We start from the raw sequence: 25,196 nt of genomic DNA, 5'->3' as shown, positions 1-25,196 counted from the left end.
GAACAGCCCGGGCCACGGGCCTGGCGACGGGTCATGCGGGTCAGCGGTGGGCGAGCGAGGAGCCGACCTCGTGATCTCGGTGAACGGGCCGAAGATCCCGGCAAAGGCGTTGTTGACCCGGACGTCGATGTGCCCGAAGGCGTCGGCGACTTGCCGGGCCGCGTGGTCGACGGCTCGGCGTCGGCCATGTCCGCGGTGACGGTCAGCGCCTCACCGCCGGCCCGGTCACGACGAGGGCCCTGCCGCGCTTCGGCAGGGCCCTCTCCCACGGCATGCGCACGGGCGTCACGCCCGGTGGTGCGGCTGCTCGGGGCCGATGTCGTCAGGGTGGGGATTGCGTGCAGCGCGCGCGTCCGGCGTCCCCACGCCGGGCACTGCGGACCCGGGCGGCGCGGGCGGCATGGGCGGGTACGGCACGGCGCCTTCGGCGGTGTGACCGTGAGTGGCCGTCAGTCCCGCCTCGTCCGGAGCCGGCCGGCTCGCGGACGGACGTGCCGCGCCGCGCAGCGCATACGCCGCCGCGCCGAGAATCACCGCGGTGATCAGTGCGGCGGCCCAGTCCGGCAGCCCGGCGGCGAGGCCCAGTCCCAGCGCGAGCGCGAGGGCCGCGCCCGCGTACAGGGCGACGGCGCCGGACGCGGCGTACAGCGTGGCCCGGCGGCGCTGCCTGCGCGTCTGCTCGCGCAGTTCGTCGCGGACGGTCTCACGCGCCACCTGTGCCAGCTCGTCGACCAGGTGCTTGTCCAGGTGCTCAAGGTGATCCAAGCGGTCCATGGACGCCGAGTACCCGTACAGGCTTACGCATAACACCTCCGTCACGAGCCGCGTGAGGGGATCGCGTGAAACGATCACACTCCCCGGCCGCCCCCAACTAGGCTCGTCCGTATGGACATCCTGGGAACCACGCTGCGTGTCTGCATCGACGACCTGGAGACCGCGGTCCCGTTCTACGAACGGCTCGCGGGCGCCCCCGCCCTCCGCTTCGAGCGCGGCGGCGTCCAGGTGGCCGCGATCGGCTGCTTCTTGCTGATGAGCGGTCCGGAGGCCGAGTTGGAGGTGCTGCGCAAGGTCGCGGCGACGATCGCCGTCAAGGACGTCGACGAGGCGCACCAAGTGCTGAGCGAGCTGGGCGCGCACATCATCGCGGGCCCGGTGCCGACGCCGGTGGGACGCAATCTGCTGGCGCTGCATCCGGACGGGACGATCTACGAGTACGCGGACCGTCAGTCCTGATCGAAGGCCGACACGATGATGTCGGCGAGCAGCGCGCCGGCCGTGCCCTCCGGGTCCAGATCGGGGTCGTAGATGGTGACGTTGAGGCCGACGCAGTGCGCGGAGGCGAGCAACGGCCGCAGCAGCGCGACGAGTTCGTCGGGCATGAGGCCTTCCGGGTCGGGGCTGTCGACGGCGGGCATGACCGACGGGTCGAGGACGTCGGCGTCCAGGTGCACCCAGAAGCCGTCCAGCTGCGGGATCTCGAAGGCCTGGCGGGTGACGGACCCGAGGTCCTGCGCGCCCCATTCGCGCAGGTCGCCGACGGTCACCACGGGAATCTTCAGGTCGGCGAGCTCGGCCCGGTCCTCCTCGAAGCAGTCGCGGATGCCGAAGTACCGCACGTCCTCGTCACGCAGATAGGGCCTGAGCCCCTCCAGGTTGGTCAGGTCCTCCTGCCCACGCCCGGTGGACAGGGCGACCTCCTCGCCGCCCGCCGCGCCGACCCGCTCGGAGTTGCCCGGGTGCCGGAAGTCGGGCGAGGCGTCCACGACGGCCAGCCCGTAGCGGCCGATACGGCGCAGCGCGAGGGCGGCGCCCAGATTGATGGAACAGTCGCCGCCCAGGACGACCGGGAAGTCCCCGGCGCGCACATGGTGCTCGATCCGGTCGGCGAGCCTGCGGGTGTACCCGGCGAGGGCGGCGGCGTTGAACACGCCGTCCCCCTCCTGCCAGTCCCCCCGGTCGTACCTCGGCGGCACGACCACCCCGCCCTCCAGTGCCCGCAGGCGCTGCACGATCCGCTGCTCACGCAATGCCCCGGCGAGCTTGTAGCAGCCGGGCACGGTGCCGGGGGCGGGCGGGCGCAGGCCCAGGTTGGAGGGTGCGTCGAGCACGACGATATTCCGCATGCGGTTCATCCTCGCCGACGTAGAGTCGACCCTCAATGCCATTGACGCGGGAGCAGGTAGCGGGAGCATGAGCGAGCAGCACACGTACCGGGTGATCGTCCGGGGCACTTGGGACACTCTCACCGACACGGCCCGCGCGCGGCTGCTCGCCGAGGCCGGGGAGCACGGTCTGACCAGCATGCGGTTCAGCGAGGAGGGGTCGCTCTTTTACGAGCCGTCGCCGCTCAAGCACTTCTCGATGCGCTACGTGGTGGTCTCCGACGCGGCGGACGGCGAGGAGATGGCCGGCGCGATCGCCGAGGACCGGGCCGAGGGGGCGCTGCGCGAGCTGGGCTACGGCTTCCGCGATCTGAGGTCGACCGTCACGGACCTCGACACGATGAAGATCAACTTCAAGCCCGCATCTCGGCGGTGATCGCCCACCGCTGATGGTCCCGCCAGGCCCCGTCGATGAAGAGCATGCCCGGCGAGAAGCCCTCCAGGCGGAAGCCGCAGGCGCGGGCGAGGGCTATGGAGGCGGTGTTGGCCGGCTGGACGTTGATCTCCAGCCGGTGCAGGCGCAACGGGCCGAAGGCGTGGCCGACGACGAGGTCGAGGCCCTCCCGCATGAGGCCGCGCCCGGCCGCGTGCGCGAAGGCGCCGTAGCCGAGGGCGCCGCTCTGGAAGGCGCCCTCGACGATGTTGTTGATGTTGATGAACCCCGCGATGCCCCCGCTGTCGTCCTTCACGCAGACCAGGAACCCCGCCTTGGTCGGGTCCTCGATCAGCCGCCCGGCGTAGGCGGCGTACGCGGCGCCGCTGTCCGGCGGGAAGAGCCACGGCTGGTGCAGTTCCTTGCTCTCTCGCGCGCGCGTGGTGAACTCGCCACCGTCCTCATAGGTGAAGTGGCGTATGCCCACGCGGGGGCCTTCGGCGAGGTAGCGGGACGCGGGATGCGGCATTCCGACAGCGTACGACCGGTCAGCGGCGCCGTCGCATGAAGAACGCCCCGAACAGTGCGCCGATGATGCCCACGGCGAGCAGCGCCACCCACAGCGGCATCGTCACCAGGGGGATCAGCAGCCGGATCTCGGTCTCAGCGGTGTTCTCGAAGATGAAGATCAGGGCGAGCACGACGAGCACCAGCACAGCGATCCGGGCCGGCGTCATTGCCCCGCGCACGCCACCCCGGTGCCCGTCGACCTTCCTGCCGCTCTCCGACGTCTTCGCGGTCATACGTCCAGGATGCTCCCCAATCTGCGATCACGCACGGTGAGCGGCCTTCACCTGCGCTCAGCCGAGCACCGGCAGCTGCAGCACCCCCGTGTCCTGGGGCGCACTGACCACGGTCACCGGCTTGATCCCCCGGTTCCCGAAGTACGCACCGTCACTCGCCGCGATCACGAACCGCAGCCGGTGCCCCTTCTCGTACCGGTGCACGATCCCCGGCAGGGTCACCGTGAAGCTCTTCGTCACGTCGGGCACCCGCACCGGTGCCACCAGCCGGTGCACCAGCGTCCGGGTGCCGTCCGGCGCCACGTCGTACAGCTTGGCGAACAGCACGAGCTTGTCGGCGGCGTCCGCCGAGGTTTGCGTCCGCTCGGCCTTCGGGGAGACGACCTTGAGCGTGGCCCGGGGCGCGCCCACGACGTCGGTGGCGCGGGCGAGCGGCTCGCTGGTCCAGCCGAGGTGGGTGCCCGGAGTGTCGTACGGCGCCGGGTCCGGGATGCCGAGGAGTGCGGCGAGTGAGCTCTCCGAGTGGCTGGTGGGGGTCAGCCAGTTGCTGTAGGTGCGGCTGCCGCGTGCCACCTTGCTCCGGTTGTCGACGAGTTTGCCGTCGCCGGAGAGGTAGAGCGTCCGGCTGAGCGCGGGGACGCGGTCGGCGGTGGCGTAGGTGTGGTCGGGGTCGGTGATCCAGTCGCGGTAGTAGGCGAAGGCCGGACCGGTGTCGACGTTCTTCTTCCCCAGGTAGCGGTCGAACCAGGCGAGGATGCGCCGGCCGACGTAGCTCGTCTCCAGGTTGCCCTGGGCGAGGTCGAGTTCACCGGCGGCCGGGTCGGTGAGGCCGCCGCTGTGGCCCCAGGACTGCCAGATCATCTTCGTCGGTGTCCCCTGGCCCTTGAGGGTGTTGTACGTCGCCGTCGCCTCGTTGAGGTTGAAGAGGCTGTCGGCCTGGCCCTGGACTAGGAGGGTGGGTGCCTTCACGCGGCTCAGGTACGACACCGGGGAGACGCTGCGCGCGTAGGCGAGCAGCTCGGCGGTCCGCTCGGCCGGGTAGCGGCCGGAGTTGAGGGTGCGGATGGTGTCGCAGGCCTTGGTGACGAAGTGCAGGCAGGCCAGGGAGTTGATGCGGGAGGGGTCGAGACCGGCTTCCAGCAGCGGCTGCCCCTCGCCCATGACGTAGAAGCCGTTGGCCCACTGCCATTTGAAGGCGCCGGGCACGCTGCCGCTGCCGACGGCGTTGTTCGGGTCGAGGGAGTACGCGAGGTCGTTCCAGGTGATCATCGGCGCGAGCGCGTCGAGGCGCTGGTCGACGGCCGCCGCGGCCAGCTGGACGGCCCCGCCGTAGGAGCCGCCGGCCATGCCGACGCGCGGGTCGCCGGGGGCGTCGAGGGTGACGAAGTCCGCCTTCGTGCCGTCGTCGGCGGCGCGCCTGCCGCCCAGGAAGTCGATCAGCCGCGAGGCGGCGACGCCGTCGATGGTGGGGTCGTCGAGCGAGATCAGGCAGCCGGACTTGCCGAAGCCGAGGCCGGAGTAGATGAGGGAGACGTACCCGCGCTGGGCGAAGGCCTTTCCTATGGCGTCGGTCGAGCCGTCGGACTTGCTGCCGCCGAAGCCGTTGGTGGCGAGGACGGCGGGTGCGGGGTGGGCGCGGTCCACGCCCGCGGGCCGGTACAGATCGGCGTCGACGGTGCAGGTGCGGCCGCCCGCCTGGACGGTGAACTTCAGGGCGGTGACGGTGAACTGGCCGCCCGCGGCGGCCGGAGCGGTGAGTGCGAGGGGTGCGGTGAGCGTGGCGCCGAGGACGAGGGTGAGTGATCTGGGCACGCGACGGGACACGGAGACCTCCACACTGAGGCACGCTGAGGACAGCCCGGCTTACCGACCAGTAAGTACTGGTCGGTTGTCATGGTGTGACACGTGTCAAGCGAGGTCAATCGCCGTGACGGGGGTTTCTTGACGGAGATTCAGTGAACAGCGCTCAGCGCAGCGCGGGCTCGTCGAGGGTCAACGTGCCTGCACCGGCATCGAGTTCGGCACCCACGCCGAGGGGGATCGTCAACGCCCCTTCACCGTGCCCGAACCCGAACTCCTCCACAACGGGCACACCGAGGCCACCCAGCCGGTCCAGGAGCAGCGCACGCACCCGCTCGTACGGCTCGCACTCCTGCCACGACCCGAGCAGCACGCCGCGCACGCCGTCGAACAGGCCGGCGCGCAGGAGTTGGGTGAGGTAGCGGTCGAGCCGGTACGTCTCCTCGCCCACGTCCTCCAGGCACAGCAGACCGCCACGTGCGGAGGTCCGGGCATACGGGGTCCCGATCTCGGCGGCGAGCAGGCTGAGGCAGCCGCCGAGTGTGACTCCCCGCGCCCGGCCGGGAACCAGTGCCGAGCCGGTGGAGACGATCGTACGCACGGAGTCCGGCTCGAACAGCGTGGCCCTCAGGTGGTCCTGCGCCCGCGTGTTCTTGATGAAGTCGACGCCCGCAGCCATCGGTCCGTGCAGGGTGACCAGGCCCAGCCGGTTGGCGAACGCCTCGTGCAGCGCGGTCACGTCGCTGAAGCCGACGAACACCTTGGGTCCGGCCGCCCGCATCGCCTCCCAGTCGAGGAGGTCGACCAGGCGCTGCGCCCCGTAGCCGCCCCGGGCGCACAGCACGGCGTCGACGGCCGGATCGCACCAGGCGGTCTGCAGATCGGCGGCCCGGTCGGCGTCCGCGCCCGCCAGGTACGCCAGCTCCTCGTGCCGGTCGAGCACATGGGGTGCCACCACCGGGTCGAGGCCCCAGCCGCGCAGCACGTCGAGGCCGGCCCGCAGCCGTTCCGCGGGAACGGGTCCGCTGGGTGCGACGACGGCCACGCGGGCGCCGGGGGCGAGCCTGGAGGGGCGAAGGAGGGGGTTCACTTGGCGAGTTCCAGTCTGGGGACGCCGGGCGGGTTGAGCCCGAACACCTGGGCGTACAGGGAGAGTTCGGACTCCAGGACGCGGATCATCGTCTCCGCGCGCCGGAATCCGTGGCCCTCCCCCTCGAAGGCGATGTAGGCGTGCGGCACCCGGCGCCCCTCCATGCGGGCGAGGAACCGCTCGCACTGGGTCGGCGGGCAGATCACGTCGTCGAGGCCCTGGAGCAGCAGGAAGGGCACGGTGAGGCGGTCGGCGTGCGCCGCGGGTGAGCGTTCCGCGTACCGTGCCGGCACCTCGGCGAGCGGTCCGATCAGGGATTCCAGGTACTGCGACTCCAGGTCGTGGGTCTCCCCGTCGCCCCAGCTCGCCAGGTCGAGGATGGGGTAGAGGATCGTGCCGCAGGCGTAGATGTCGGTGGTGGTGAGGGATGCGGCCGTGGTCCAGCCGCCCGCGCTGCCGCCGCGGATGGCGAGCCGGCCGCGGTCTGCGGTGCCCTCGTCGGCGAGGGCGAGCGCGACGGCCGCGCAGTCCTCGACGTCGACCACGCCCCACTGCTCGCGCAGCCGGTTGCGGTACTCCCTGCCGTACCCGGTGGAGCCGCCGTAGTTGACCTCGGCGACCCCGATGCCGCGCGAGGTGAAGTAGGCGATCGCCAGGTCGAGGACGAGGGGCGCACGGCCGGTGGGGCCGCCGTGCGCCCAGACGACGTACGGCGGCGGTGTGTCGCCGGGGGCCACACAGCCGGGGTTGTGCGGCGGGTAGATGTGCGCGTGGATCTCGTCTCCGGCCGGGCCGGTGATGGTGCGGATCTGCGGCTCGGGGTAGTGGGCGGGGTCCACGGCGTCGTCGTGCTCGGCTCCGATGACCCGGGCCCGGCCCGTGCAGGTGTCGAGCTCCACCACCTCGTAGGCGCTGCGGGGGCTCGCTCCGACGGCGACGACCCGCTCGCCGTACACCGCGAGGGTGGGCGCGAACTCGGTCCAGGGGCCGGCCGCGTCGACGACCTCGCCGGTCTCGGGGTCCAGTACGCCGAGGGCGGTCGAGCCGCGCCCGTGCACGACGGCGACGGGTCCGCTCGCCAGCGGGGCGAACCAGCGCAGGCCCGGCTTCCACAGCGGTCCGCCGAACTCCTCCTCGCGCGGGCAGAGCGGTTCGCCGTCGCGGTAGAGGTTCCACCAGCCGCTGCGGTCGCTGGCGTACAGCAGCCGGCCGTCGGCCGACCAGTCGGCCTGCGCGATCGCCTCGTCCGGGCCCCCGGCGACGGTCCGCGGGGCGGCGAGCGTGCCGTCGGCGCAGATGTCGGCGACCAGCAGCTCCGTGCCGTCCCACGGCATCCGCGGATGGTCCCAGACGAGCCACGCCGCGCGCCGCCCGTCGGGCGAGATCCGCGCTCCGGTGATGAACCGGTGCCGGTCGTCGGTGAGTTCGCGTACGGCTTCCCGGCTGTCGGCCGCCGAGCCGTCCAGCGGGACGGCGGCCAGGACACGCCGCACGTCGGTGGGCCCCTCGCCGGTGAACTCCTCCAGCACGCACCACACTTCACCGAGGTCGAGCCGCAGCTGCGGCTCCGCCCAGCGCAGTCCACCGCCCACGGAGGACACGGGCGTGATCGGACGCGGTTCGGCGCCCTCCTCGTACCGGTAGAGCCGCTGGTCGGCGAAGTCGACGAAGACGACGAGCGGCCGGCCGTCGGCCACCTCTCCGGCCCAGGGCTGTCCGCCGTACTCGACGACCCGGCTGCGCACGTTCCACGGAGCGGGCAGCACGGACTCCTCCGTGCCGTCGGCCCGGCGCCGCACCAGTGTGCGCCGCCCGCCCTCGGTCGGCCGCGGCTCGGTCCACCAGGCCTCGTCGCCGACGAAGCCCACGTACTCGGGGTGCCCGTCGTGGGTGGCGGCGAGAGCCGCGTCGATGGGTGAGGGCCAGGAACCGTAGGCCAGCGTCTGCACTGTCTCCCCCTCTCGCCTAGGCCGTACGCAGGAAGCGGTCGAGGACACGGACGCCGAAGTGCAGCGCCTCGACCGGCACGCGCTCGTCGACGCCGTGGAACATGGCCCCGTAGTCGTACCCGTCCGGCAGCCTCAGCGGTGAGAAGCCGTACCCGGTGATGCCGAGCCGTGAGAACTGCTTGGCGTCGGTGCCGCCGGGCATGCAGTACGGGACCGTGTGGCCCTCGGGCGCGAACTCCTCGACGGCGGCGCGCATTCCGGCGTACGTCGGCGAGTCCACGGGTGACTGGAGGGCCACCTCCTGATGGTGGAACTCCCACTCCACGTCGGGCCCGGTGAGCTCGTCGACGGTGGCCCGGAACTCGTCCTCGAAGCCCGGCAGATACCGCCCGTCGACGTAGGCCACGGCCTCCCCCGGAATCACGTTGACCTTGTAACCCGCCTCCAGCATGGTCGGGTTGGCGCTGTTGCGGACGGTCGCCTCCACGAGCTTGGCCGCCGGGCCGAGCTTCTCCAGCAGGCCGTCCACGTCGTCCAGGTCGGCGTCGAGGCCGTACAGCGCGGCGAGTTCGGTGAGGGCGGCGCGCACGGTCGGGGTCAGCCGCAGCGGCCACTCGTGGGCGCCGATCCGGGTGACGGCGGCGGCGAGGCGGCTCACCGCGTTCTCCCGGTTGGGCCGGGAACCGTGCGCGGCCCGCCCGCGTGCCGTCAGCTTGATCCAGCCGGTGCCGCGCTCCCCCGCCGCGAGCGGGTAGATCTGCCGGCCGCTGCCGTCGTGGAAGGTGAACGCGCCGGACTCGCCGATGCCCTCGGTGCAGCCCTCGAACAGCCCCGCATGCCGGTCCGCGAGAAATCCGGAGCCGTCCTCGGCGCTCGCCTCCTCGTCGGCGGTGAACGCGATCACGACGTCCCGCCGGGGGCGTACGCCCGCGCGGGCCCAGCCCCGGACCACGGCCAGGATCATCGCGTCCATGTTCTTCATGTCGACCGCGCCCCGGCCCCACACGACCCCGTCGCGGATCTCCCCGGAGAAGGGGTGCACGCTCCACTCGTCGGCCTGCGCGGGCACCACGTCCAGATGTCCGTGGACGAGCAGCGCGTCCGCCGACGGGTCGGTGCCCTCGAAGCGGGCGACGACGTTCGTACGGCCCCTGGTGCGCTCCAGCAGGGTGGGCGTCAGGCCCGCCTCGGCCAGCTGCGCGGCGGCGTACTCGGCGGCGGGACGCTCCTGGCAGTCGCCGCCGCCGCGATTGGTCGTGTCGATGCGGATGAGGTCGGAGGTGAACGTCACGACCTCGTCCAGTGCCTGCCCGTCAGCCATACTGCTCCTCCACCGCGGCCGAGACGATCGTGGTGACCGCCTTGAAGGTACGGATTCCCTCGTACATGCGTTCGCTGGTGTACGCCACCTTGCGCTCACCGATCCGTTCGACACCGGGGACGACGGTGGCGGCCATCGCGAGGTGCTCGGCGTCGAACTCGACCGCGATGGTGAACGGGCCCTGGCTCACCGGCTCCTGACGGACCGCCAGTCCGGCCGCCTCCTTGGCCGCGGCGCGGATGTCGCCCGCGGTCCTGGTCGGCGTACGGCATACGGCCGCGTACCGCGAGACGTGGTCCTTGACGGCGACCTTCAGTGCCCCGGGCGCGTACCCGAGCGCGTCCTCGCAGGCCACGTCGTCGCCGGTGACGAGCACGACGGGCACGCCGTACTCGGCGACGACGTGCGCGTTCAGCAGCCCCTCGCTCGCCCTTACGTCGTTCAGCCACACCCCGGTGATGGAGTTCGCGAGGTAGGTGTGGGCGAGGACGCCCTCCATGCCGGCGCCCGCGTGGTAGCCGACGAAGGCGATGCCGTCCACGTCGCCGTGCTGCACGCCCTCGACCATGGACAGCGTCTTGTGCCGTCCGGTGAGCATCTCCGCGCGCTCGTCGAGCCGTTCGAGCAGCAGGTTGCGCATGGTCCAGTGGGCCTCGTTGATGACGACGGCGTCGGCACCCCCGTCGAAGAATCCCAGCACGGCGGCGTTGACGTCCGAGGTGAACATTCCCCGGCACCGCTCCCACTGAGGCGTCCCCGGCAGCACGTCGGCCGGCCAGGTCACGCCGGTGGCGCCCTCCATGTCGGCGCTGATGAGGAGTCTCATGCTGCTTCACGTTACGCGTCGGCAAGGCAACTTCCTACGAGACAGCAGAACGCCGGCCCACCCGATCAGGACGTGGGCAACGGGAAGGTGGCGACCGGATCGCTGGTGGGGTGGGAGGAACCTGCGCTCGGCTCGACGGTGACGGCGAGTGCGGCGGCGGCGCCGGGCGGGGGAAGGGACGCGGACTGCAGGCCGGCCTTGGCGGCGAGGAGCCCGGCGGAGCGGACTGCGTCGCCGGGGTCGACGTACCACATCTGGTAGGTCTTGTCCGCAGGCAGAGGGGCCAGGTCCTGGCAGAAGTAGACGGCCTCGTTCAGCTCCCGGGAAACCGCCACGGTGCCGGATCCGCCGTAGGCCAGGTCCTTCCTGACGAAGGTGGTGTCGGGCGCCGTGAGGAGCCGGCCGAGGTCGGCGGCCTGGCTGCGGGCCTCCTGGCGGGTGTCCCGCGCTTCCTGGTGCTGCCAGGCCGCCAGCCCGCCGAGCGCGGCGGCCGCGGCCAGACTGGCGGCCAGCGCGAGATGCATCAGAGGGGGCGTGGATCGTCGGAAGCGGCGCCCCTTCGCGGGGCCGGGGAGCGTCGGCGGAAGCTGGGGGGTCCGGGCCACCTCGGCGAGGACGCGGTCCTTCAGACCCTGCGGCGGGGTGCGGGTTGCCGCGAGCGCCAGCCAGCCCGCGGCCTCCTGATGACGGAGCGTCTCCTGGACGCAGTCGGCGCAGTCGGCAAGATGGCGGCGGAAGGCCTCCCGTTGCTCCTGGGTGAGGGCGTTCACCGCATAGGCACCCACGAGGTCGTGTGCATCGTGCGAGTCGGCTGTCATCACGGCGGAGCTCCCAGGCAGTGCCGCAGACGGGTCAGAGCCCTGCGCAGACGGCTCTTGACGGTGCCGAGCGGCAGGGACAGCCTCGAAGCGATCTCGGTATGGGTCAGGCCCTCGTAGTAAGCGAGCACCACCGGCTGCCGCAGCTCGGTGCTGAGCTCCTTCAGGCACGAGCGGACCTGTTCGCATTCCCCGAGCGCCTCCACGGCGTCCACGACGTCGTCGAAGGCCGGCGTCGCCTCGTGCTGGGAGACGGCGCGCTCGCGCTCGGCGGACCTTTGCAGCGTGCGGACGCTGTCCACGGCGCGGTGGTGAGCGATTGTCAGCATCCAGGTCATGGCGTGCCCGCTCTCGGGCCGGTAGCGCGGCGCGCTCTGCCAGACCTCGAGCATGACCTCCTGGGTGACCTCCTCGGCGCGCGCGGGGTCCCTCAGCACCCTGCACGCGATTCCGTAGATCGGTCCGGCGGCCGCGTCGTACAACCGGGAGAAGGCGTCCTGGCTGCCCGCAGCGACGGAAACCAACAGGCGATCGGTCTCGGATGTACCGATGCGCCGGGCCCCGGATGCCTCCCGCTTGGCCACACCCTCTCCCACCTGTGTAAATGCCCCGATCCATCATGTTCGGTTCACCCACCCTTCTTTAAGTGTCCGAGTCCCGGCCGTCGTCCGCATCCCGCAGCGGAGCGGGGCGGGCGACCCGCGAACCGGCGGCGACCTGGCCACCGGGGTGGAGCACGTCATCGCCGTAGAGGGCCTGGACCCAGTTGGCCTGGTAGACGGTCTCGAGGTAGCGCTCCCCCAGGTCAGGGGCGATCGCCACCGCGGTCAGACCGTCCGGCTCGTGCGTGGCCAGCCAGCGCGTCGCGCCGCTGACGACGGTGCCGGTGGAGCCGCCGAAGAGGAATCCGCGTCGGGCCATGCGGTGGCAGGCGCGGATGGTGTCCGCCTCCTCGACGTGCACCGCCTCGTCGACGTAGGACTCGTCGAGCAGGGGCGGGCTCACGCTCATGCCCAGGCCGGGAAGCATGCGGCGGCCCGGGGTCCCGCCGAAGGTCACCGAGCCGGCGCTGTCCACCGCCACGATGCGGACCGGCCGGTGCCACTGCCGGAAGTAGCGGGCGCAGCCCATCAGTGTCCCGGTGGTGCCGGCCCCGACGAACAGGACGTCCAGTCCCGGGAACGAGCGGGCGATGGCCGGTGCCGTCCTGCGGTAGTGCGCTCTCCAGTTGCCCGGGTTGGTGTACTGGCTGAGCCATACGTACCGGTCGTCGAGGGCGGACAGTGCGCGAACGTAGTCGAGCCGCGCCCGGAGGAAGCCGCCGTCGGCGCTCGGCTCGGTGATCACGTGCACCTGGGCGCCCAGCGCCTCCATCACCAGCCTGGTCGACAGGTTGCAGCGGGAGTCCGTCACGCACAGGAACCGGTAGCCCTTGCTCGCGGCGATCATGCTGAGGGCCACGCCCATGTTGCCCGACGAGGACTCCAGCAGGACCGACCGCGGCGTCAGGACCCCTGCCTGTTCGGCAGCCTCCACCATCTCGGTGGCGGGCTTCAGCTTGATCGAGCCGGCGAAGTTGAAGCCCTCGCACTTCAGGTAGAGCCTGTGCCCCAGTGTCGGCTGGAGGTCGACGTAGAGATCCTCCTCGTTGAAGGTGTAGGGGGCGGATATGACTGACACGATGGCCTCCGCGGATCGAAGAGCAAACGGGCCCGGACGGTGGTCACCCGTACCGGCTCAGCTCATGGAAGAAGCCGTCGACGACGTGCAGCTCGCCGGAGCCCGCCACCTCGTCGTAGACGTACTTGCCGACTGACAGATCGAGCACTCCGAGACCGAAGGGCGAGAACACCACCGTCCGGTCCGCCGACGGCGATACGCGTCCGGCCATCACGTCCGCCAGCGTCCCCGTCACGAAGTCGCGGTTGCCGGTGAGCTGTTCGGCCAGGTGGACGGAGGTGTCCGCCCTCAGACAGTGCTCGACGTCGTCGACGATGTTGTCCGAGGCGAGCACGACCTCAGGGGCCAGGTCGCGCAGCGACACGTGCAGCACGAGCGGACGGTGTGCGAACCACGACGGATCGTGGACGTGCGGCCGGGCGGCGACCGTGGCGAACACGACCAGGTCGCTCTGGCGTATCAACTGCTCGGCGCTGTCGTGCAGGACGATCCAGCCGGCGGCGCCGGACTGCTCCAGGTAGCAGCGGAACCCGGCGGCGCTCTCGGCGGACACGTCGTGCACGCCGATGGTGTCGAACGACCAGCCGGTACCGGCCAGGAAGGTGTGGATGTAGCGGGCGATCAGGCCCGTCCCGATGAAACCGACGCGTGCCGGGCGCCCTCGGTCACGGCTGAGTCGGTCGGCCGCCAGGGCCGCCGACGCGGCCGTCCTCGTGGCGCTGATGATCGAGGCTTCCATGCAGACGAACGGGTAGCCGGTGTGGCGGTCGTTGAGGATGAGCACCGCCGAGGCCCTGGGAATGCCGGCCGCGACGTTCTGCGGAAAGCTGGAGATCCACTTCAGGCCGTCCACCCCTGCCTCCCCGCCGATCGAGGCGGGCAGGGCGATGATCCGGGACGACGGACGGTCGGGGAAGCGCAGGAAGTGGGACGGCGGGTTCACCGAATCCCCGGCGTCGTGCAGCCGGTAGGTCTCCTCGACCACCTCCACGATCTGCTTCTCGCGCCCTTGCAGCGCTTGCTGGACCTGGCCGCCCGACACGATCGCGAACGGCGGCACGGCGGCCGGCCCGGTCGGTGCGGACTCCCAGGTGCCGGAACGGGTGGTGGTCATGGGGTGATCACCTCCACGGTCGGCGAGCAGTCGGCCAGGCGCACCGCGTCCGCCATCGCGACGAGCACCTCGCGCGGCCCCTCGTACGGCTCCCTGCTGTGGGCGGTGCGGACGTTGTCGACGAGCATCAGGTCGCCGGCCTGCCACGGCTCGCGCACGGTGTGGGACTGATACACCTCGTTCAGCAGCTGCACGGTGTCCTCACCGATCGGTGCGCCGTCCCCGTAGCGGGTGTTGAACGGCAGCCCGTCGGCACCGTAGATGTCGACCAGGTACTCACGTATCTCGGGGGCCAGGGTCCACTCGTTGAGGAAAGCGATCTGGTTGAACCAGCAGCGCCGGCCGGTGACCGGGTGCCGCACCACGGCGCTGCGGCGCTGCCAGGTCCGCAGTGCGCCGTCGGGTTGCCACTCGAACTCGATCGCGGCCGCGCGGCAGTAGCTCTCGACCGCACCGCGGTCCTCACTGCCGAAGGCGTCGGTCAGGGACGCCCCGATCTCCTCGTTGTAGTTGCGGGTGAGCAGCCAGCCCTCCCTCAGGAACCGCTCGACGAGATCGGTGGGCAGCGCGCCCAGCACCGTGGGTGCATCGGCCAGCGCGGTGGCCCCGCCGGCGTCGGGGGCGCCGAGGCAGGCGAACAGCATCAGGCCGGGGAACTCCAGGGTGTAACTGAGCTCGTGGTGCATGCACATCGGCTGGTGCGGCGGCCACTTGGACGAGGAGTACACGCCGTCGGCGTACGTCCGCCGGGATGCGAAGGCCTCCTTCTCACTCATCAGACCGGCGCCCAGCCGTCGGAAGACGGCGGCGGTCCCGGCCTGGTCGCCCAGTCCGAGGCCACGGACCAGGACCGAACCGTGCTCGGCCACGACGGCGCGTACCGCGTCCCGGTGCTCGGCGGCCCAACTCGCCGCGTCGCCGGTGGAGTCGGCACGCAGGATCGGGGGTTTGCCGGACTGAAGGTCGACGTCGAGCATCGGCACAGGGGGCGAGGTCGGCATCTCGGTCTCCTTTCGGTCGTGATTCAGGAGGAAGCCGGTGGTGCGGGGCCGACCCCGGCCGCGGGGGCCGTGGGCGCGGCGGCTCGGGATCTGCCGTTGACGAGGCGGGCCAGGTCGGCCAGGACCGGGTGGCGCGTGAGGTCCTTGACGTCCACCGCACGGTCCAGGGCGATCGCGAGCCGCACCGCCGCGAGGGAGGTGCCGCCACGGTCGAAGAAGTGGTCGTGCCGGCGGATCGTGTGCTCCGGTACGTCGAGCACCTGAGCCCACAGGGCGGCCAGCCGCCGTTCGGTCGGCGTGCGGGGGGTGTCGCGGCCCTCGTCGGCCATGTCGAGCCCGGGGTCGGCGGATCCGATGTTCGGCGTCACGGCGCTGACCTGCGCGGCGAGGGCGGTCAGGGCTTTCCTGTCGACCTTGCCGTTGGCGGTCACGGGCAGGCTCCCTTGCCAGTGGAACTCCGAGGGGACCATGTACTCGGGCAGCGACCGGGCCAGCCGGTCCCTGAGGGCGGCGTCCTCGAGCGGGCTGTCACCGGAGTAGTAGGCCACCAGGCGCCCGCCCTGGCCGGCCCCCTCGACGGCCACCACCGCACCGTCGCGGACCCCGGGGGCCCGCAGCATGGCGCTCTCGACCTCGCCGATCTCGATCCGGAAGCCGCGGATCTTGACCTGGGTGTCCTGGCGGCCGAGGAACTCCAGCCTGCCCCCGGTCACCCAGCGGCCGTAGTCGCCGCCCCGGTAGAGCCGTCGGCCCGCGTGGTGCGGATCCGGTAGGAAGGCCTGCCGGGTGCGCTCGGGGTCGTTGACGTAGCCGCGGCCGACGCAGACCCCGGAGAAGACGATCGCGCCCGGGGCGCCGAGCGGCACCGGTGACAGGTGCTCGTCGACGACATGGACGTGCACGTTGCTGATGGGCGAGCCGAGCGAGATCCGTCCGTTGTCCGGCGCCCGGTCCATCACCTCGTGGTTGGTGTCGTCCGAGGTCTCGGTCAGCCCGTACGCGTTGACCAGCCTGATGCCGGGCTCGGCCGCGAACCAGCGCTGTACGAGCTCCCATTTCAGCGCCTCGCCGGTGACCGACACGCAGCGCAGATCCGGCAGCGCGCGCGGGTGCCGCTCCAGGTAGGCCACGACCGCGTCGAGGTACGACGGCACGACCTGGAGGACGCCGACCCCGCCGCGGGCGATCGTGTCGACGAACCGCGGCACGTCCAGGATCGCGTCCTGTTCGACGAGCAGTGTCCGTCCGCCGACCAGCAGCGCGGAAGCCAGTTGCCACAGCGAGATGTCGAAGCACTGGGGCGCGGTCTGGGCGACCACCTGCCCCTCGCCGATCTCCAGGTCGTCGATCTTGGCGTAGAGGTGGTTGAGCATGCCCGCGTGCTCGCACATGGCTCCCTTGGGCTCGCCGGTGGAGCCGGACGTGAAGTAGATGTAGGCGAGTTGGTCCGGTGCGACGCCGACGCCGAGGTCGGAGTCCGCATGTCCCTCCGCGTAAGCAGCGTCGACCGACAGCGCCCGGACCTCGGGCAGCGCGTCGAGGGCCCCGTCGAGCATGGTGGTGCTGCCCGGCTCGGTCAGCACGAGCCGGCACCCGGCACGAGTGAGCATGGTCGTGATGCGGTCGGCCGGGAAGTGCGGCTCGACGGGCAGGTACACCCCGCCGCCCTTGAAAACCGCCAGGACGGCGGCCGCCCAGTCCAGGTTCCGCTCCATCACCACCGCGACGACGCCTTCGCGGCCCAGTCCCCGGGCCAGCAGGGCCCGCGCCAGCCGGTTGGCCCGCGCGTTGAGTTCCCGGTAGGTCCACCGCTGGTCGCCGCGTACGGCCGCTACGGCGTCCGGGTGCGCCCTGACGCCTTGTTCGAAGAGCTCGTGGAAGCGGTGATCGGGCAGCTCACGGCGGGGTCCGGCGAGTCCTTCGAGCTGGAAGCGGCGCTCCTCGGCGGAGAGCAGGCTCTGCCGGTCGTGCGGGGCGTCCGGATCGGCGGCGATCAGGGTGAGAGCGGTGAGGTGGTAGCCGACGATCCTCGCGGCGCAGTCGGCGTCGAGCGCGTCGGTCCGGTACCGCAGTCGCAGTGCGGGCCGCTCGCCGGGTCGCGGTGTCTCCAACCGCAGCACGGCGTTCCCGGCGAGTTCGCCGCCGTCGCCGATCGGATCGAACTCGGCCTCGCTGGACGGTCCGGGCAGGCCCGACTCACGCCGGAGCCCGTCGACGGGGAAGTCCTTGTGCAGCAGCAGTTCCGACTCGGCCCGGTGGGCCTGGAGCACCAGCGTCCGCCACGAGCCGGGCTCGACGGTCAGTCGGCAGGGCAGCGGCCGCCCGGCCGGTACGGCGACGTAGCCAGTCGTGACCTCGCGTTCGCCGGACAGAGCTGCGAGCACCTTGGCGTGCGCGGCCAGCAGCAGCGAGCGCAGAGGTACCGCCAGATCGTCCGCCAGCCGGCTCAGCGCATCCGCCCGATCCTCGGGAACCATCGCCTCGTGCTCGGCGACACCGGTCACCGGGTCGAGGGTCCACCGCGGGACCGTGGTGACCCCGCCGGCGGCGAGCACGCCCCGCCAGAACACCCGGCCGGCGTCCGCAGTCCTTGTCGTCGATGTCGTGGATGTCATGGGGCCGACCTCACCTCGTCCTCGCTGTACGAGCGGATCGGCCGTGCCGGGTTCCCGCCCCACCGGGCCTCGTGCGGGACCGTCTCGCCCTTCATCAGGAAGGAGTCCGGGGCGAGCACCGCACCGTCGCCCACCGTCACGCCGTAGTGGACGAAAGCGCCGACCCCGAGGGTGCATCCGGAGCCGATCGTGCTCCGGTCGGACTTGAAGGCGCCGTCCTCCTGCGAGTGGCACTGGATCACGCTGCCCAGGTTGAGCGTGCAGCCGTCCCCGATGGCGGCCATGGCCCGTTCCGTCAGGAAACAGCCGTCGTCGAAGACCATGCGGCCGAGCCGCACCCCCAGCAACCGCCAGACGACGTTCTTGAACGGGGTGCCGTTGAGCATCCTCACGTACGTCTCCGACGGCACCTTCCAGTAGCGCTCGTGCTGCCAGAAGTCCCGGGTGTAGATCGAGCAGAACAGGGGCTTCAGGGGACAGACCGCCGTGACGACGCGTTCGAGTAGCACGAAGTACGCGATGGTGAACGGCACGACGAGGATGTCGGCCAGCATGATCCCCGTCACGCCGAGCGGCCCGTACATCTCCGCGGCCGCTGTGACGAGCAGGATGAGTGCGAAGGCAAAGATCCAACGCGACAGCAGGTACCACACCATGGTGGCGACGTTGTGCCTGTTCTTGGCGGCAAGGCCGTGCCGCAGCTCCTCATCGCCCTTGAGCCGGTCGAACGTGCTGTCCCGCAGGACCGAACGCGGAATCTCGAAGCTGGGCGAGCCCAGCAGCCCGACCCCCTCGCGGACCTCCCCGTCGACCGGCACCATCACCTTCGTTGCGAGCAGGCAGTTGTCGCCGGTCCTGCCCCGCGTGGGATAAGCGATCCGGTTCCCGAGGAAGTTGCGCGGCCCGATCGACACCCGGGACACCTGGAACGCGGTGCTCGAGAAGTCGGCGTTCATGATCGACAGGCCGTCGGCGACCATCGTCCCGCGCCCGACGGAGCTCAGATACGGCGTCTCGTGCTTCATCTCCGTGCCGAAGTTCGACCCGGTCTGCTGGACGCGGGAGAGGTCGTAGCCGAGGCCCCGCAGGTAGTGGACGATGGCGGAGCTGTCACCGAACAGCCGCTTCAGGAACTTCCAGTTAGTCAGGAGCGTGATCGTCCGGTGCACCTCGAAGTGGAAGCCGTACAGCCGGTAGGTCCTGCCCGGCCTGATGGTCAGGCTGAGCAGACGGGGCAGGGCCGTCAGGACGAGGAGACCGGCGGGCACGGCGCCGAAGACGAGCACGAAGGACATCGCCAGGGCTTCGAGGTAGAACGTCCCGTCCCCGAAGACCGCGGGTCCCGGCTCCAGAGCCGTGCTGAGCTGGGGGACCTCGACGAGCAGTGCGGCCACACCGCCGACCGCCAGGGGTATGTACACGACCAGCGCGAGCAGCAGCTGCAGAAGGCTGTGGGTCGCCCTGCGCACCGCGCCGCAGCGGACCTGCCCGACCACCTGGTAGTCCACGTCGGTCCGCTGTGCCGGTGACCCGTGCCAGTGCTCGCCGTCGGGCACTGCCTGCCCACGATGCAGCGAGGAGGCGTGTCCGAGCTGTGCCCCGTCGCCCAGCGCCGTGTCGATGTCGAGGACGGTGGCCTCGCTGACCAGCACGTTCCTGCCGAGGGTGACGGGGCCCGTCTGGATCAGTCCGGCGTGTGCCCGGTAGCAGGAGAAGAACGAGTCCTTGCGAACGACGGCGCCGTCACCGATGGTGAGCAGGTCGGTGCACACGGGCACGTTCCGGGAGAGGACGACGGCGCCCCGCCCGACCTTCGCGCCCAGCGCCCTGAGGTAGAGCAGATAGAGCGGGGAGCCGCTGAACAGCACCATCGGATCCGCCCGCACCAGCGTCTTGACGATCCAGAAGCGGACGTACCTGACGCTCCAGACGGGGATGTGCTGAGGCTTCCACCGGCCTACGAGGGTCCACTTCACAAGGACGGGGAGGACGCACAGGACCAAGAAGGCCGCGCCCCCGAACACGACCGAGCGCACGTACACATCGAGTACGCCCGATCCGGCGGAGATCCACCCGTAGCCCAGAGCGGTGCCGAAGGCGAGGAGGTAGGCGTACGCCAGGAAGGCCAGGAACTGCAGGGCGCCGCACAGGACGTACTGCCGCTTGCCCGCCGCGGACCGGACCGGCTCCGGGGCCGGCGACTCCGGTGCCGGGACCACGGCCGCGGTTTGCGCCCGGGGCGCCGGCTCGGCATCCGCGAGCGCCGTCGCCAGGCTCCTGATCGTCGGGTGCCGATAGACGTCCCTCATCGACACCGAGGGCAGATCCGCGCGCTTCCTGACACGTGCGCAGAAGTGCGCCATCACCAGCGAGTCGGCGCCCAGGTCGTCGAAGAAGTGCCCCTCTACCGGCACCTGTTCGGTCCGCACGACCTCGGCCAGCACCGCGGCGAGGGTTCTCTCGATGGCGGCCGGTTCACCGCGTCCGTCCAGCAGAGCCGTGGATTCCTCCATGCACTTGATTCGGCGCCGATACGCGTACGGATCACCCTTTTTACAAACTTCTGTTACTCGAACCGCATTCGATTACCCAGGGTGTACATGCAGTTGCGGAGGACGCGGCCGGCCCACCCCGCCCCCGCGGCGCGCGAACGCCCCTTTCACGCCCCCGAGGCGCGCTTGTCAGCCACCCTGTGCGGGCACTACTGTCACCACGCCTTGGTGAACGGGAAATCCGGTGTGATGCCGGTGCGGCCCTCGCCACTGTGAATCGGGAAGTCCGGCTCCAGCCCTCACGGGCAGCCACTGGGTCCTTCGGGACCCGGGAAGGCGGAGCACGGGCGGTGGTACCCGTCAGCCAGGAGACCGGCCAAGGCGCGTCAACCATCCACGAGGTGCTGGAGAGGGTCTGCTGAGCCATGCACATAGCCGAGGGTTTCCTCCCGCCGGCGCACGCGGTCGCCTGGGGCGTCGCGTCCGCTCCGTTCGTCGTCCACGGAGTCCGTTCGCTCACCCGTGAGGTCAGGGAGCACCCCGAGAGCACGCTGCTCCTCGGCGCCTCCGGAGCCTTCACGTTCGTCCTGTCCGCGCTGAAGCTGCCCTCGGTGACCGGGAGCTGCTCGCATCCCACCGGGACCGGGCTGGGCGCCATTCTCTTCCGGCCGCCGATCATGGCGGTCCTCGGCACCATCACGCTGCTCTTCCAGGCGCTGCTGCTCGCGCACGGCGGCCTGACCACGCTGGGCGCCAACGTCTTCTCGATGGCGATCGTCGGCCCCTGGGCCGGATACGCGATCTACAAACTGCTGCGCCGCTACGACGTGCCGCTGATGGTGGCGGTGTTCTTCGGGGCGTTCGTCGCCGACCTGTCCACCTACTGCGTCACCAGCGTCCAGCTGGCGCTCGCGTTCCCCGACCCGAGCAGCGGATTCCTGGGCGCGCTCGGCAAGTTCGGCTCCATCTTCGCCATCACTCAGATCCCCCTCGCGGTGAGCGAGGGACTGCTCACGGTGCTCGTGATGCGGCTGCTGGTGCAGTCCAGCAAGGGCGAGCTGACCCGGCTGGGCGTGCTCCTCACCAAGAAGCGGTCCCGGACCGAGACCGAGACCGAGGCGGTGGCCCGATGAGCAGGCGTCCGATGAGCAAGAACACGAAGATCAACGTCCTGCTGCTGCTCGTGGTGGCCGCGCTCGCGGTCCTGCCGCTCGCTTTCGGCCTCGGCGACCACAAGGAGGAGCCCTTCACGGGCGCCGACTCCGAGGCGGAGACCGCGATCACCGAGATCAAGCCGGACTACGAGCCCTGGTTCTCCCCGCTGTACGAGCCGCCGTCCGGTGAGATCGAGTCGGCTCTGTTCTCCCTCCAGGCCGCCCTCGGCGCCGGTGTCCTCGCCTACTACTTCGGCGTGCACCGGGGCAGGCGGCAGGGCGAGCAGCGGGCGCTGGAGCGGGCCCGGGACACCGGGAGCGCGGCCGGTGGCACCGCGACCGCCGAGGAGTCCACGGCCGAAAGGGCCTGATCAGTCGTGCTGCCGATCGACGCGGCGGCGCACAGCAGTCGCTGGCGCCGCCGTCATCCGGTGGACAAGGCCGTCCTCGGACTGGGTCTCACCGTGCTCGCGATCTCGCTGCCGCCCTGGCCGGGCGCGGCCCTGGTGCTCCTCACGTCCCTCGTGGCGCTGCTGGGACCGGCGGGCGTGCCGGGCCGCCGGCTGTGGCGTGCCTATCGCGTGCCGCTGGGCTTCTGCGTGACCGGCGCGGTCACCCTGCTCGTCCAGGTGGGCGGCCCGGAGGGCTTCGTGTCCCTCGCGGACGACGGCCCGCTGCGGGCCGGGGAACTGCTGCTGCGCACCTCGGCGGCCTCGCTCGGGGTCCTGCTGTTCGCCTTCACCACCCCCATGTCCGACCTGCTGCCCCGCCTGGTGAAGGCGGGGGTGCCCGCACCCGTCGTGGACGTCGCCCTGGTGACGTACCGCATGAGCTTCCTGCTCCTGGACTCCGTGCGCCGTATCCGGGACGCCCAGGCAGCCCGGCTGGGGCACACGAGCCGGGCCGCGGAGTGGCGTTCCCTGGCCGGACTCGGCGCCACCGCCTTCGTACGGGCCTTCGACCGGGCCACCCGGCTCCAGGCCGGGCTCGCCGGGCGCGGCTACGACGGCACCCTGCGTGTCCTGGTGCCCGAGGCCCGCGTGTCCGTCCGCTTCACCACCGCGAGTTGCGCCCTCCTCGCGGCGCTGGCCGCCCTCACCCTCGTACTGGAAAAGGCCCTGCCATGAGCGAGCCCACCGCCCTGGTCGCCCTGCGGGGCGCGTCCTACGCCTACGAGGACGGCCCCGTCGTGCTCAACGGCCTCGACTTCGACGTGCGCGAGGGGCGCGCGCTGGCGCTGCTGGGCCGCAACGGCAGCGGCAAGACCACGCTGATGCGGCTGCTCAGCGGCGGACTCAGGCCACGCGACGGCCGGTTGACGGTGCAGGGCACGCCGGTCACGTACGACCGCAAGGGGCTGACCCGGCTGCGGACGACCGTCCAGTTGGTGGTGCAGGACCCGGACGACCAGCTCTTCGCCGCCTCCGTCGCCCAGGACGTCTCCTTCGGCCCGCTGAACCTCGGCCTGTCCGACTCCGAGGTGCGCGCGCGGGTCGACGAGGCGCTCGCGGCACTGGACATCAGCGCGCTGGCCGACCGGCCCACGCATCTGCTGTCGTACGGTCAGCGCAAGCGCACGGCCATCGCCGGCGCGGTGGCGATGCGGCCCCGGGTGCTGATCCTGGACGAGCCGACCGCCGGGCTCGATCCGGACGGCCAGGAACGTCTGCTCGCCACCCTCGACGGGCTGCGCGCGAGCGGCACCACGGTGGTCATGGCCACCCACGACGTCGACCTCGCCCTGCGCTGGGCCGACGACGCGGCGCTCCTCACCCCGTCCGGCGCGCGCACCGGGCCGGCACCGGTGATGCTGGCCCGCACCGACCTCCTCCAGCAGGCCGGTCTGCGGCTGCCGTGGGGGGTCGCGGCGGCCCAATTTCTGCGGTCGCAGGGCTTGTTGAGCGACACGTCCGCAGGCCCGCGCACCCCGGACGACCTGGCGGCACTCGTCCCGGCACCGGAGTAGCGGCCGTCCCGGCACGACATATACGCCCACCAAGGGCATCAATGTCTTGAATGTTTCATAGCTCCCTGTTGTATGGATTCACGACAACGGGAGTGAGGCAGCATGGCCAACGACATCGCGGACGCGGGCCCGCCGCAGTCCGCGTGCTTGAAGCCCAACGCGATCGGATTCGTGGACGCCCTCGTCATCGGGCTCAACGCCACCTCGCCCGCGTACTCGCTGGCCGCGGCCATCGGCCCGGTCGTGGCCCTCGTGGGTGTCTACGCCCCCGGCGTCATGCTCGCGTCGTTCGTCCCGATGCTGCTGATCGCCTCGGCGTTCTACTACCTCAACAGGGTCGACCAGGACTGCGGGACGACCTTCTCGTGGGTCACCCGGGCGATGGGCCCGTGGGCGGGCTGGCTCGGCGGCTGGGCCATCACGATGACCGGTGTCCTGGTGATCGGCTCGCTGGCGGACGTGGCGGTGACGTTCGCCCTGCTGGCCTTCGGTCTCGACAGCTGGGCCGAGAACGAGTTCGTGCGCCAGCTGCTCACGGTGCTGCTCATCATCGTGATGACGGCCGTGTGTGTCATCGGCACCGAGGTGTCGGCCCGGGTGCAGAACGTCCTCATCCTGGCGCAGGTCGCCTGCCTGATCGCGTTCGCCGTGGTGGCGCTCTACAGGGTCTACGCCGACACCGGCACCCTCGACTCCGTCGACCCGGCGTTCAGCTGGCTGGACCCCTTCGGGGCGGGCGGCGCCGGGCTGACGTCGGGCCTGCTGCTGGGCGTGTTCATCTACTGGGGCTGGGAGTCGGCGGTCAATCTCACCGAGGAGGTCGAGAACTCCGCCACAGCTCCGGGCAAGGCGGCCGTGTGGTCGACGGTCATCCTGCTGGTCACGTATGTGGCGGTCGCCTACGCGGTGGTCGCCTACGCCGGGCCGGCGTTCCTGTCCGAGAACGCCGCGGAGGAGGAGTTCATCTTCGCCATCCTCGCCGACGAGGCGATGGGCGGCTGGGACTGGGTGGTGCTGCTGGCGGTCTCCACCTCCGGGCTGGCCTCGACACAGACGACGATCATCCCGGCCTCGCGCACGGCGCTGTCCATGGCCCGCCGGCACGCGCTGCCGTCCCACTACGGGCACATCAGCCCGCGCTTCCGCACTCCCGACGTGAGCACGTGGTGGGTGGCCGGCATCGCCATCGCCTGGTATCTGGTTGTCCGTCAGATCAGCGAGAACGCCCTGTTCGACTCGCTGACCGCGCTGTCCCTGCTGATCGCGTTCTACTACGCGCTCACGGGCATCGCCTGCGCCGTCTACTACCGCCGCCATCTCACCGAGAGCCTGCACAACTTCCTGCTCATCGGGCTCGGCCCGCTGATCGGTGCCGGACTGCTCGTCTGGCTGCTCGTCGAGTCGATCGGCGACATGGCCGATCCCGAGAACTCCTACAGCGGCGTCTCCTGGTTCGGGCTCGGCCCGCCGCTGGTCATCGGGATCGGCATCACCCTCGCGGGTGTGGTCCTCATGGCCGTATGGCGTCTGATGGCCCCCACCTTCTGGGCGGAACGCCCCGAGGTGGCCGACCCCGATCTCGTGCACGGCGACAAGGAGCACTGAAGATGTCGGTCGTTCTCGGATACGACGAGTCCCCGGGCGCCGTCCGCGCACTGCACGTCGCCATCGAGGTGTCGGCCGCGTTCGGCGAGCCGCTCGTGCTGGTCTACGGCGCCGCGGCGCCCGGCGCCCTCGGTGAGGAGTACTCCGCGCACCGCGATGCCGTCCAGGAGGCCGGGCGCACCGCGCTCTCGCACGCCGTCGGGGTGGCCGACGAGGCCGGTGTGCGGACCACCGTGGAGGTCATCGACCAGAAGCCCGCCGAGGCGCTGATCGAGGCCGCGACGCGCCATGGGGCGAGGTTCATCGTGGTCGGCAGCTGGGGTGAGAGCCCGTTGCGCGGGGCCCTGCTGGGCTCCACACCCCACAAACTGCTGCATCTGTCCCGTACGCCGGTCCTGTGTGTGCCCACCGAGCCGTGACCCGCCGG

General features: G+C 71.2%; 24 protein-coding genes and 1 riboswitch. Of the genes, 8 read left to right on the top strand and 16 right to left on the bottom strand.

Annotated elements, in window-relative coordinates; all coding sequences use genetic code 11:
• Nucleotides 1-285: 285 nt before the first annotated feature.
• A complete protein-coding gene (locus tag ACZ7M7_RS12355) occupies nt 286-774 on the bottom strand; it encodes a phage holin family protein (protein WP_383609875.1) in 489 nt (162 codons plus the stop codon).
• 111 nt (nt 775-885) lie between these two features.
• Between ACZ7M7_RS12355 and ACZ7M7_RS12350 the strand changes: the two genes are divergently transcribed.
• Complete coding sequence (locus tag ACZ7M7_RS12350; protein ID WP_472115448.1) at nt 886-1,233, top strand: VOC family protein; 348 nt, start codon at nt 886-888, stop codon at nt 1,231-1,233.
• Here the strand turns inward: ACZ7M7_RS12350 and ACZ7M7_RS12345 are convergent.
• The gene (locus ACZ7M7_RS12345) at nt 1,224-2,123 is read right to left on the bottom strand and encodes an arginase family protein (protein ID WP_472115445.1); all 900 of its coding nucleotides are present in this window, start codon (nt 2,121-2,123) and stop codon (nt 1,224-1,226) included. The two genes, ACZ7M7_RS12350 and ACZ7M7_RS12345, sit on opposite strands and share 10 nt — an antisense overlap.
• Nucleotides 2,124-2,190: 67 nt before the next feature.
• Here ACZ7M7_RS12345 and ACZ7M7_RS12340 point away from each other — a divergent pair, with 67 nt between their 5' ends.
• Nucleotides 2,191-2,538: a DUF6204 family protein gene (locus tag ACZ7M7_RS12340; protein WP_472115442.1), complete on the top strand. Its 348-nt coding sequence runs from the start codon at nt 2,191-2,193 to the stop codon at nt 2,536-2,538.
• Here the strand turns inward: ACZ7M7_RS12340 and ACZ7M7_RS12335 are convergent.
• The 14 genes from ACZ7M7_RS12335 to ACZ7M7_RS12270 form a co-directional block, all read right to left on the bottom strand.
• Entirely contained in the window at nt 2,516-3,064 is a 549-nt protein-coding gene (locus ACZ7M7_RS12335; protein ID WP_472115439.1) for a GNAT family N-acetyltransferase, read from the bottom strand. The two genes, ACZ7M7_RS12340 and ACZ7M7_RS12335, sit on opposite strands and share 23 nt — an antisense overlap.
• 19 nt (nt 3,065-3,083) lie before the next feature.
• The gene (locus ACZ7M7_RS12330; protein ID WP_383609865.1) at nt 3,084-3,338 is read right to left on the bottom strand and encodes a LapA family protein; all 255 of its coding nucleotides are present in this window, start codon (nt 3,336-3,338) and stop codon (nt 3,084-3,086) included.
• 57 nt (nt 3,339-3,395) lie between these two features.
• Nucleotides 3,396-5,162: a CocE/NonD family hydrolase gene (locus tag ACZ7M7_RS12325; RefSeq protein ID WP_472115436.1), complete on the bottom strand. Its 1,767-nt coding sequence runs from the start codon at nt 5,160-5,162 to the stop codon at nt 3,396-3,398.
• Between the two features lie 142 nt (nt 5,163-5,304).
• On the bottom strand, nt 5,305-6,228 hold the full coding sequence (locus ACZ7M7_RS12320; RefSeq protein ID WP_472115433.1) for a S66 peptidase family protein: 924 nt from the start codon (nt 6,226-6,228) through the stop codon (nt 5,305-5,307).
• Nucleotides 6,225-8,177 (bottom strand): dipeptidyl-peptidase 5, encoded by a 1,953-nt coding sequence (locus tag ACZ7M7_RS12315; RefSeq protein ID WP_472115430.1) that lies wholly within the window; start codon nt 8,175-8,177, stop codon nt 6,225-6,227. The genes ACZ7M7_RS12320 and ACZ7M7_RS12315 overlap by 4 nt, the downstream gene beginning before the upstream one ends.
• 16 nt (nt 8,178-8,193) lie before the next feature.
• The gene (locus ACZ7M7_RS12310) at nt 8,194-9,498 is read right to left on the bottom strand and encodes a M20/M25/M40 family metallo-hydrolase (protein WP_472115427.1); all 1,305 of its coding nucleotides are present in this window, start codon (nt 9,496-9,498) and stop codon (nt 8,194-8,196) included.
• Complete coding sequence (locus ACZ7M7_RS12305; RefSeq protein WP_472115424.1) at nt 9,491-10,324, bottom strand: M55 family metallopeptidase; 834 nt, start codon at nt 10,322-10,324, stop codon at nt 9,491-9,493. The genes ACZ7M7_RS12310 and ACZ7M7_RS12305 overlap by 8 nt, the downstream gene beginning before the upstream one ends.
• A gap of 65 nt (nt 10,325-10,389) precedes the next feature.
• A complete protein-coding gene (locus tag ACZ7M7_RS12300) occupies nt 10,390-11,142 on the bottom strand; it encodes an anti-sigma factor (protein ID WP_472115421.1) in 753 nt (250 codons plus the stop codon).
• A complete protein-coding gene (gene sigK / locus ACZ7M7_RS12295; RefSeq protein ID WP_472115418.1) occupies nt 11,142-11,726 on the bottom strand; it encodes an ECF RNA polymerase sigma factor SigK in 585 nt (194 codons plus the stop codon). Before sigK ends, ACZ7M7_RS12300 begins: the two co-directional genes overlap by 1 nt.
• 58 nt (nt 11,727-11,784) lie before the next feature.
• Complete coding sequence (sbnA, locus tag ACZ7M7_RS12290; protein ID WP_472115415.1) at nt 11,785-12,822, bottom strand: 2,3-diaminopropionate biosynthesis protein SbnA; 1,038 nt, start codon at nt 12,820-12,822, stop codon at nt 11,785-11,787.
• A gap of 43 nt (nt 12,823-12,865) precedes the next feature.
• On the bottom strand, nt 12,866-13,936 hold the full coding sequence (gene sbnB, locus ACZ7M7_RS12285) for a 2,3-diaminopropionate biosynthesis protein SbnB (RefSeq protein WP_472115412.1): 1,071 nt from the start codon (nt 13,934-13,936) through the stop codon (nt 12,866-12,868).
• On the bottom strand, nt 13,933-14,937 hold the full coding sequence (locus tag ACZ7M7_RS12280; RefSeq protein WP_383609836.1) for a TauD/TfdA family dioxygenase: 1,005 nt from the start codon (nt 14,935-14,937) through the stop codon (nt 13,933-13,935). Before ACZ7M7_RS12280 ends, sbnB begins: the two co-directional genes overlap by 4 nt.
• 23 nt (nt 14,938-14,960) lie before the next feature.
• Nucleotides 14,961-17,552, bottom strand: a complete 2,592-nt coding sequence (locus ACZ7M7_RS12275) for a non-ribosomal peptide synthetase (protein WP_472115409.1) — start codon at nt 17,550-17,552, stop codon at nt 14,961-14,963.
• Nucleotides 17,549-20,065, bottom strand: a complete 2,517-nt coding sequence (locus ACZ7M7_RS12270) for a Pls/PosA family non-ribosomal peptide synthetase (protein WP_472115406.1) — start codon at nt 20,063-20,065, stop codon at nt 17,549-17,551. The genes ACZ7M7_RS12275 and ACZ7M7_RS12270 overlap by 4 nt, the downstream gene beginning before the upstream one ends.
• Nucleotides 20,066-20,253: 188 nt before the next feature.
• Nucleotides 20,254-20,439: riboswitch (cobalamin riboswitch) on the top strand.
• A 30-nt stretch (nt 20,440-20,469) separates the two neighbouring features.
• Between ACZ7M7_RS12270 and ACZ7M7_RS12265 the strand changes: the two genes are divergently transcribed.
• The 6 genes from ACZ7M7_RS12265 (at nt 20,470) to ACZ7M7_RS12240 (ending at nt 25,188) form a co-directional block, all read left to right on the top strand.
• Nucleotides 20,470-21,177 carry an energy-coupling factor ABC transporter permease gene (locus tag ACZ7M7_RS12265; RefSeq protein ID WP_383609827.1) on the top strand — a complete coding sequence of 236 codons (708 nt, stop codon included), beginning with the start codon at nt 20,470-20,472 and terminating at the stop codon, nt 21,175-21,177.
• Between the two features lie 11 nt (nt 21,178-21,188).
• Nucleotides 21,189-21,569 carry an energy-coupling factor ABC transporter substrate-binding protein gene (locus ACZ7M7_RS12260; RefSeq protein WP_383609824.1) on the top strand — a complete coding sequence of 127 codons (381 nt, stop codon included), beginning with the start codon at nt 21,189-21,191 and terminating at the stop codon, nt 21,567-21,569.
• A gap of 6 nt (nt 21,570-21,575) precedes the next feature.
• Nucleotides 21,576-22,325, top strand: a complete 750-nt coding sequence (cbiQ, locus tag ACZ7M7_RS12255) for a cobalt ECF transporter T component CbiQ (RefSeq protein ID WP_383609821.1) — start codon at nt 21,576-21,578, stop codon at nt 22,323-22,325.
• Entirely contained in the window at nt 22,322-23,164 is an 843-nt protein-coding gene (locus tag ACZ7M7_RS12250; protein ID WP_472115402.1) for an ATP-binding cassette domain-containing protein, read from the top strand. Before cbiQ ends, ACZ7M7_RS12250 begins: the two co-directional genes overlap by 4 nt.
• 102 nt (nt 23,165-23,266) lie before the next feature.
• Nucleotides 23,267-24,769 (top strand): APC family permease, encoded by a 1,503-nt coding sequence (locus tag ACZ7M7_RS12245; protein WP_472115399.1) that lies wholly within the window; start codon nt 23,267-23,269, stop codon nt 24,767-24,769.
• 2 nt (nt 24,770-24,771) lie between these two features.
• Nucleotides 24,772-25,188, top strand: a complete 417-nt coding sequence (locus ACZ7M7_RS12240; RefSeq protein WP_472115396.1) for a universal stress protein — start codon at nt 24,772-24,774, stop codon at nt 25,186-25,188.
• Nucleotides 25,189-25,196 lie beyond the last annotated feature (8 nt).

Source organism: Streptomyces sp. NPDC111606 (genome assembly GCF_055656945.1).
Note: the sequence above shows the minus strand (reverse complement) of the source record. Positions and strands in the feature narration are given on the sequence as shown.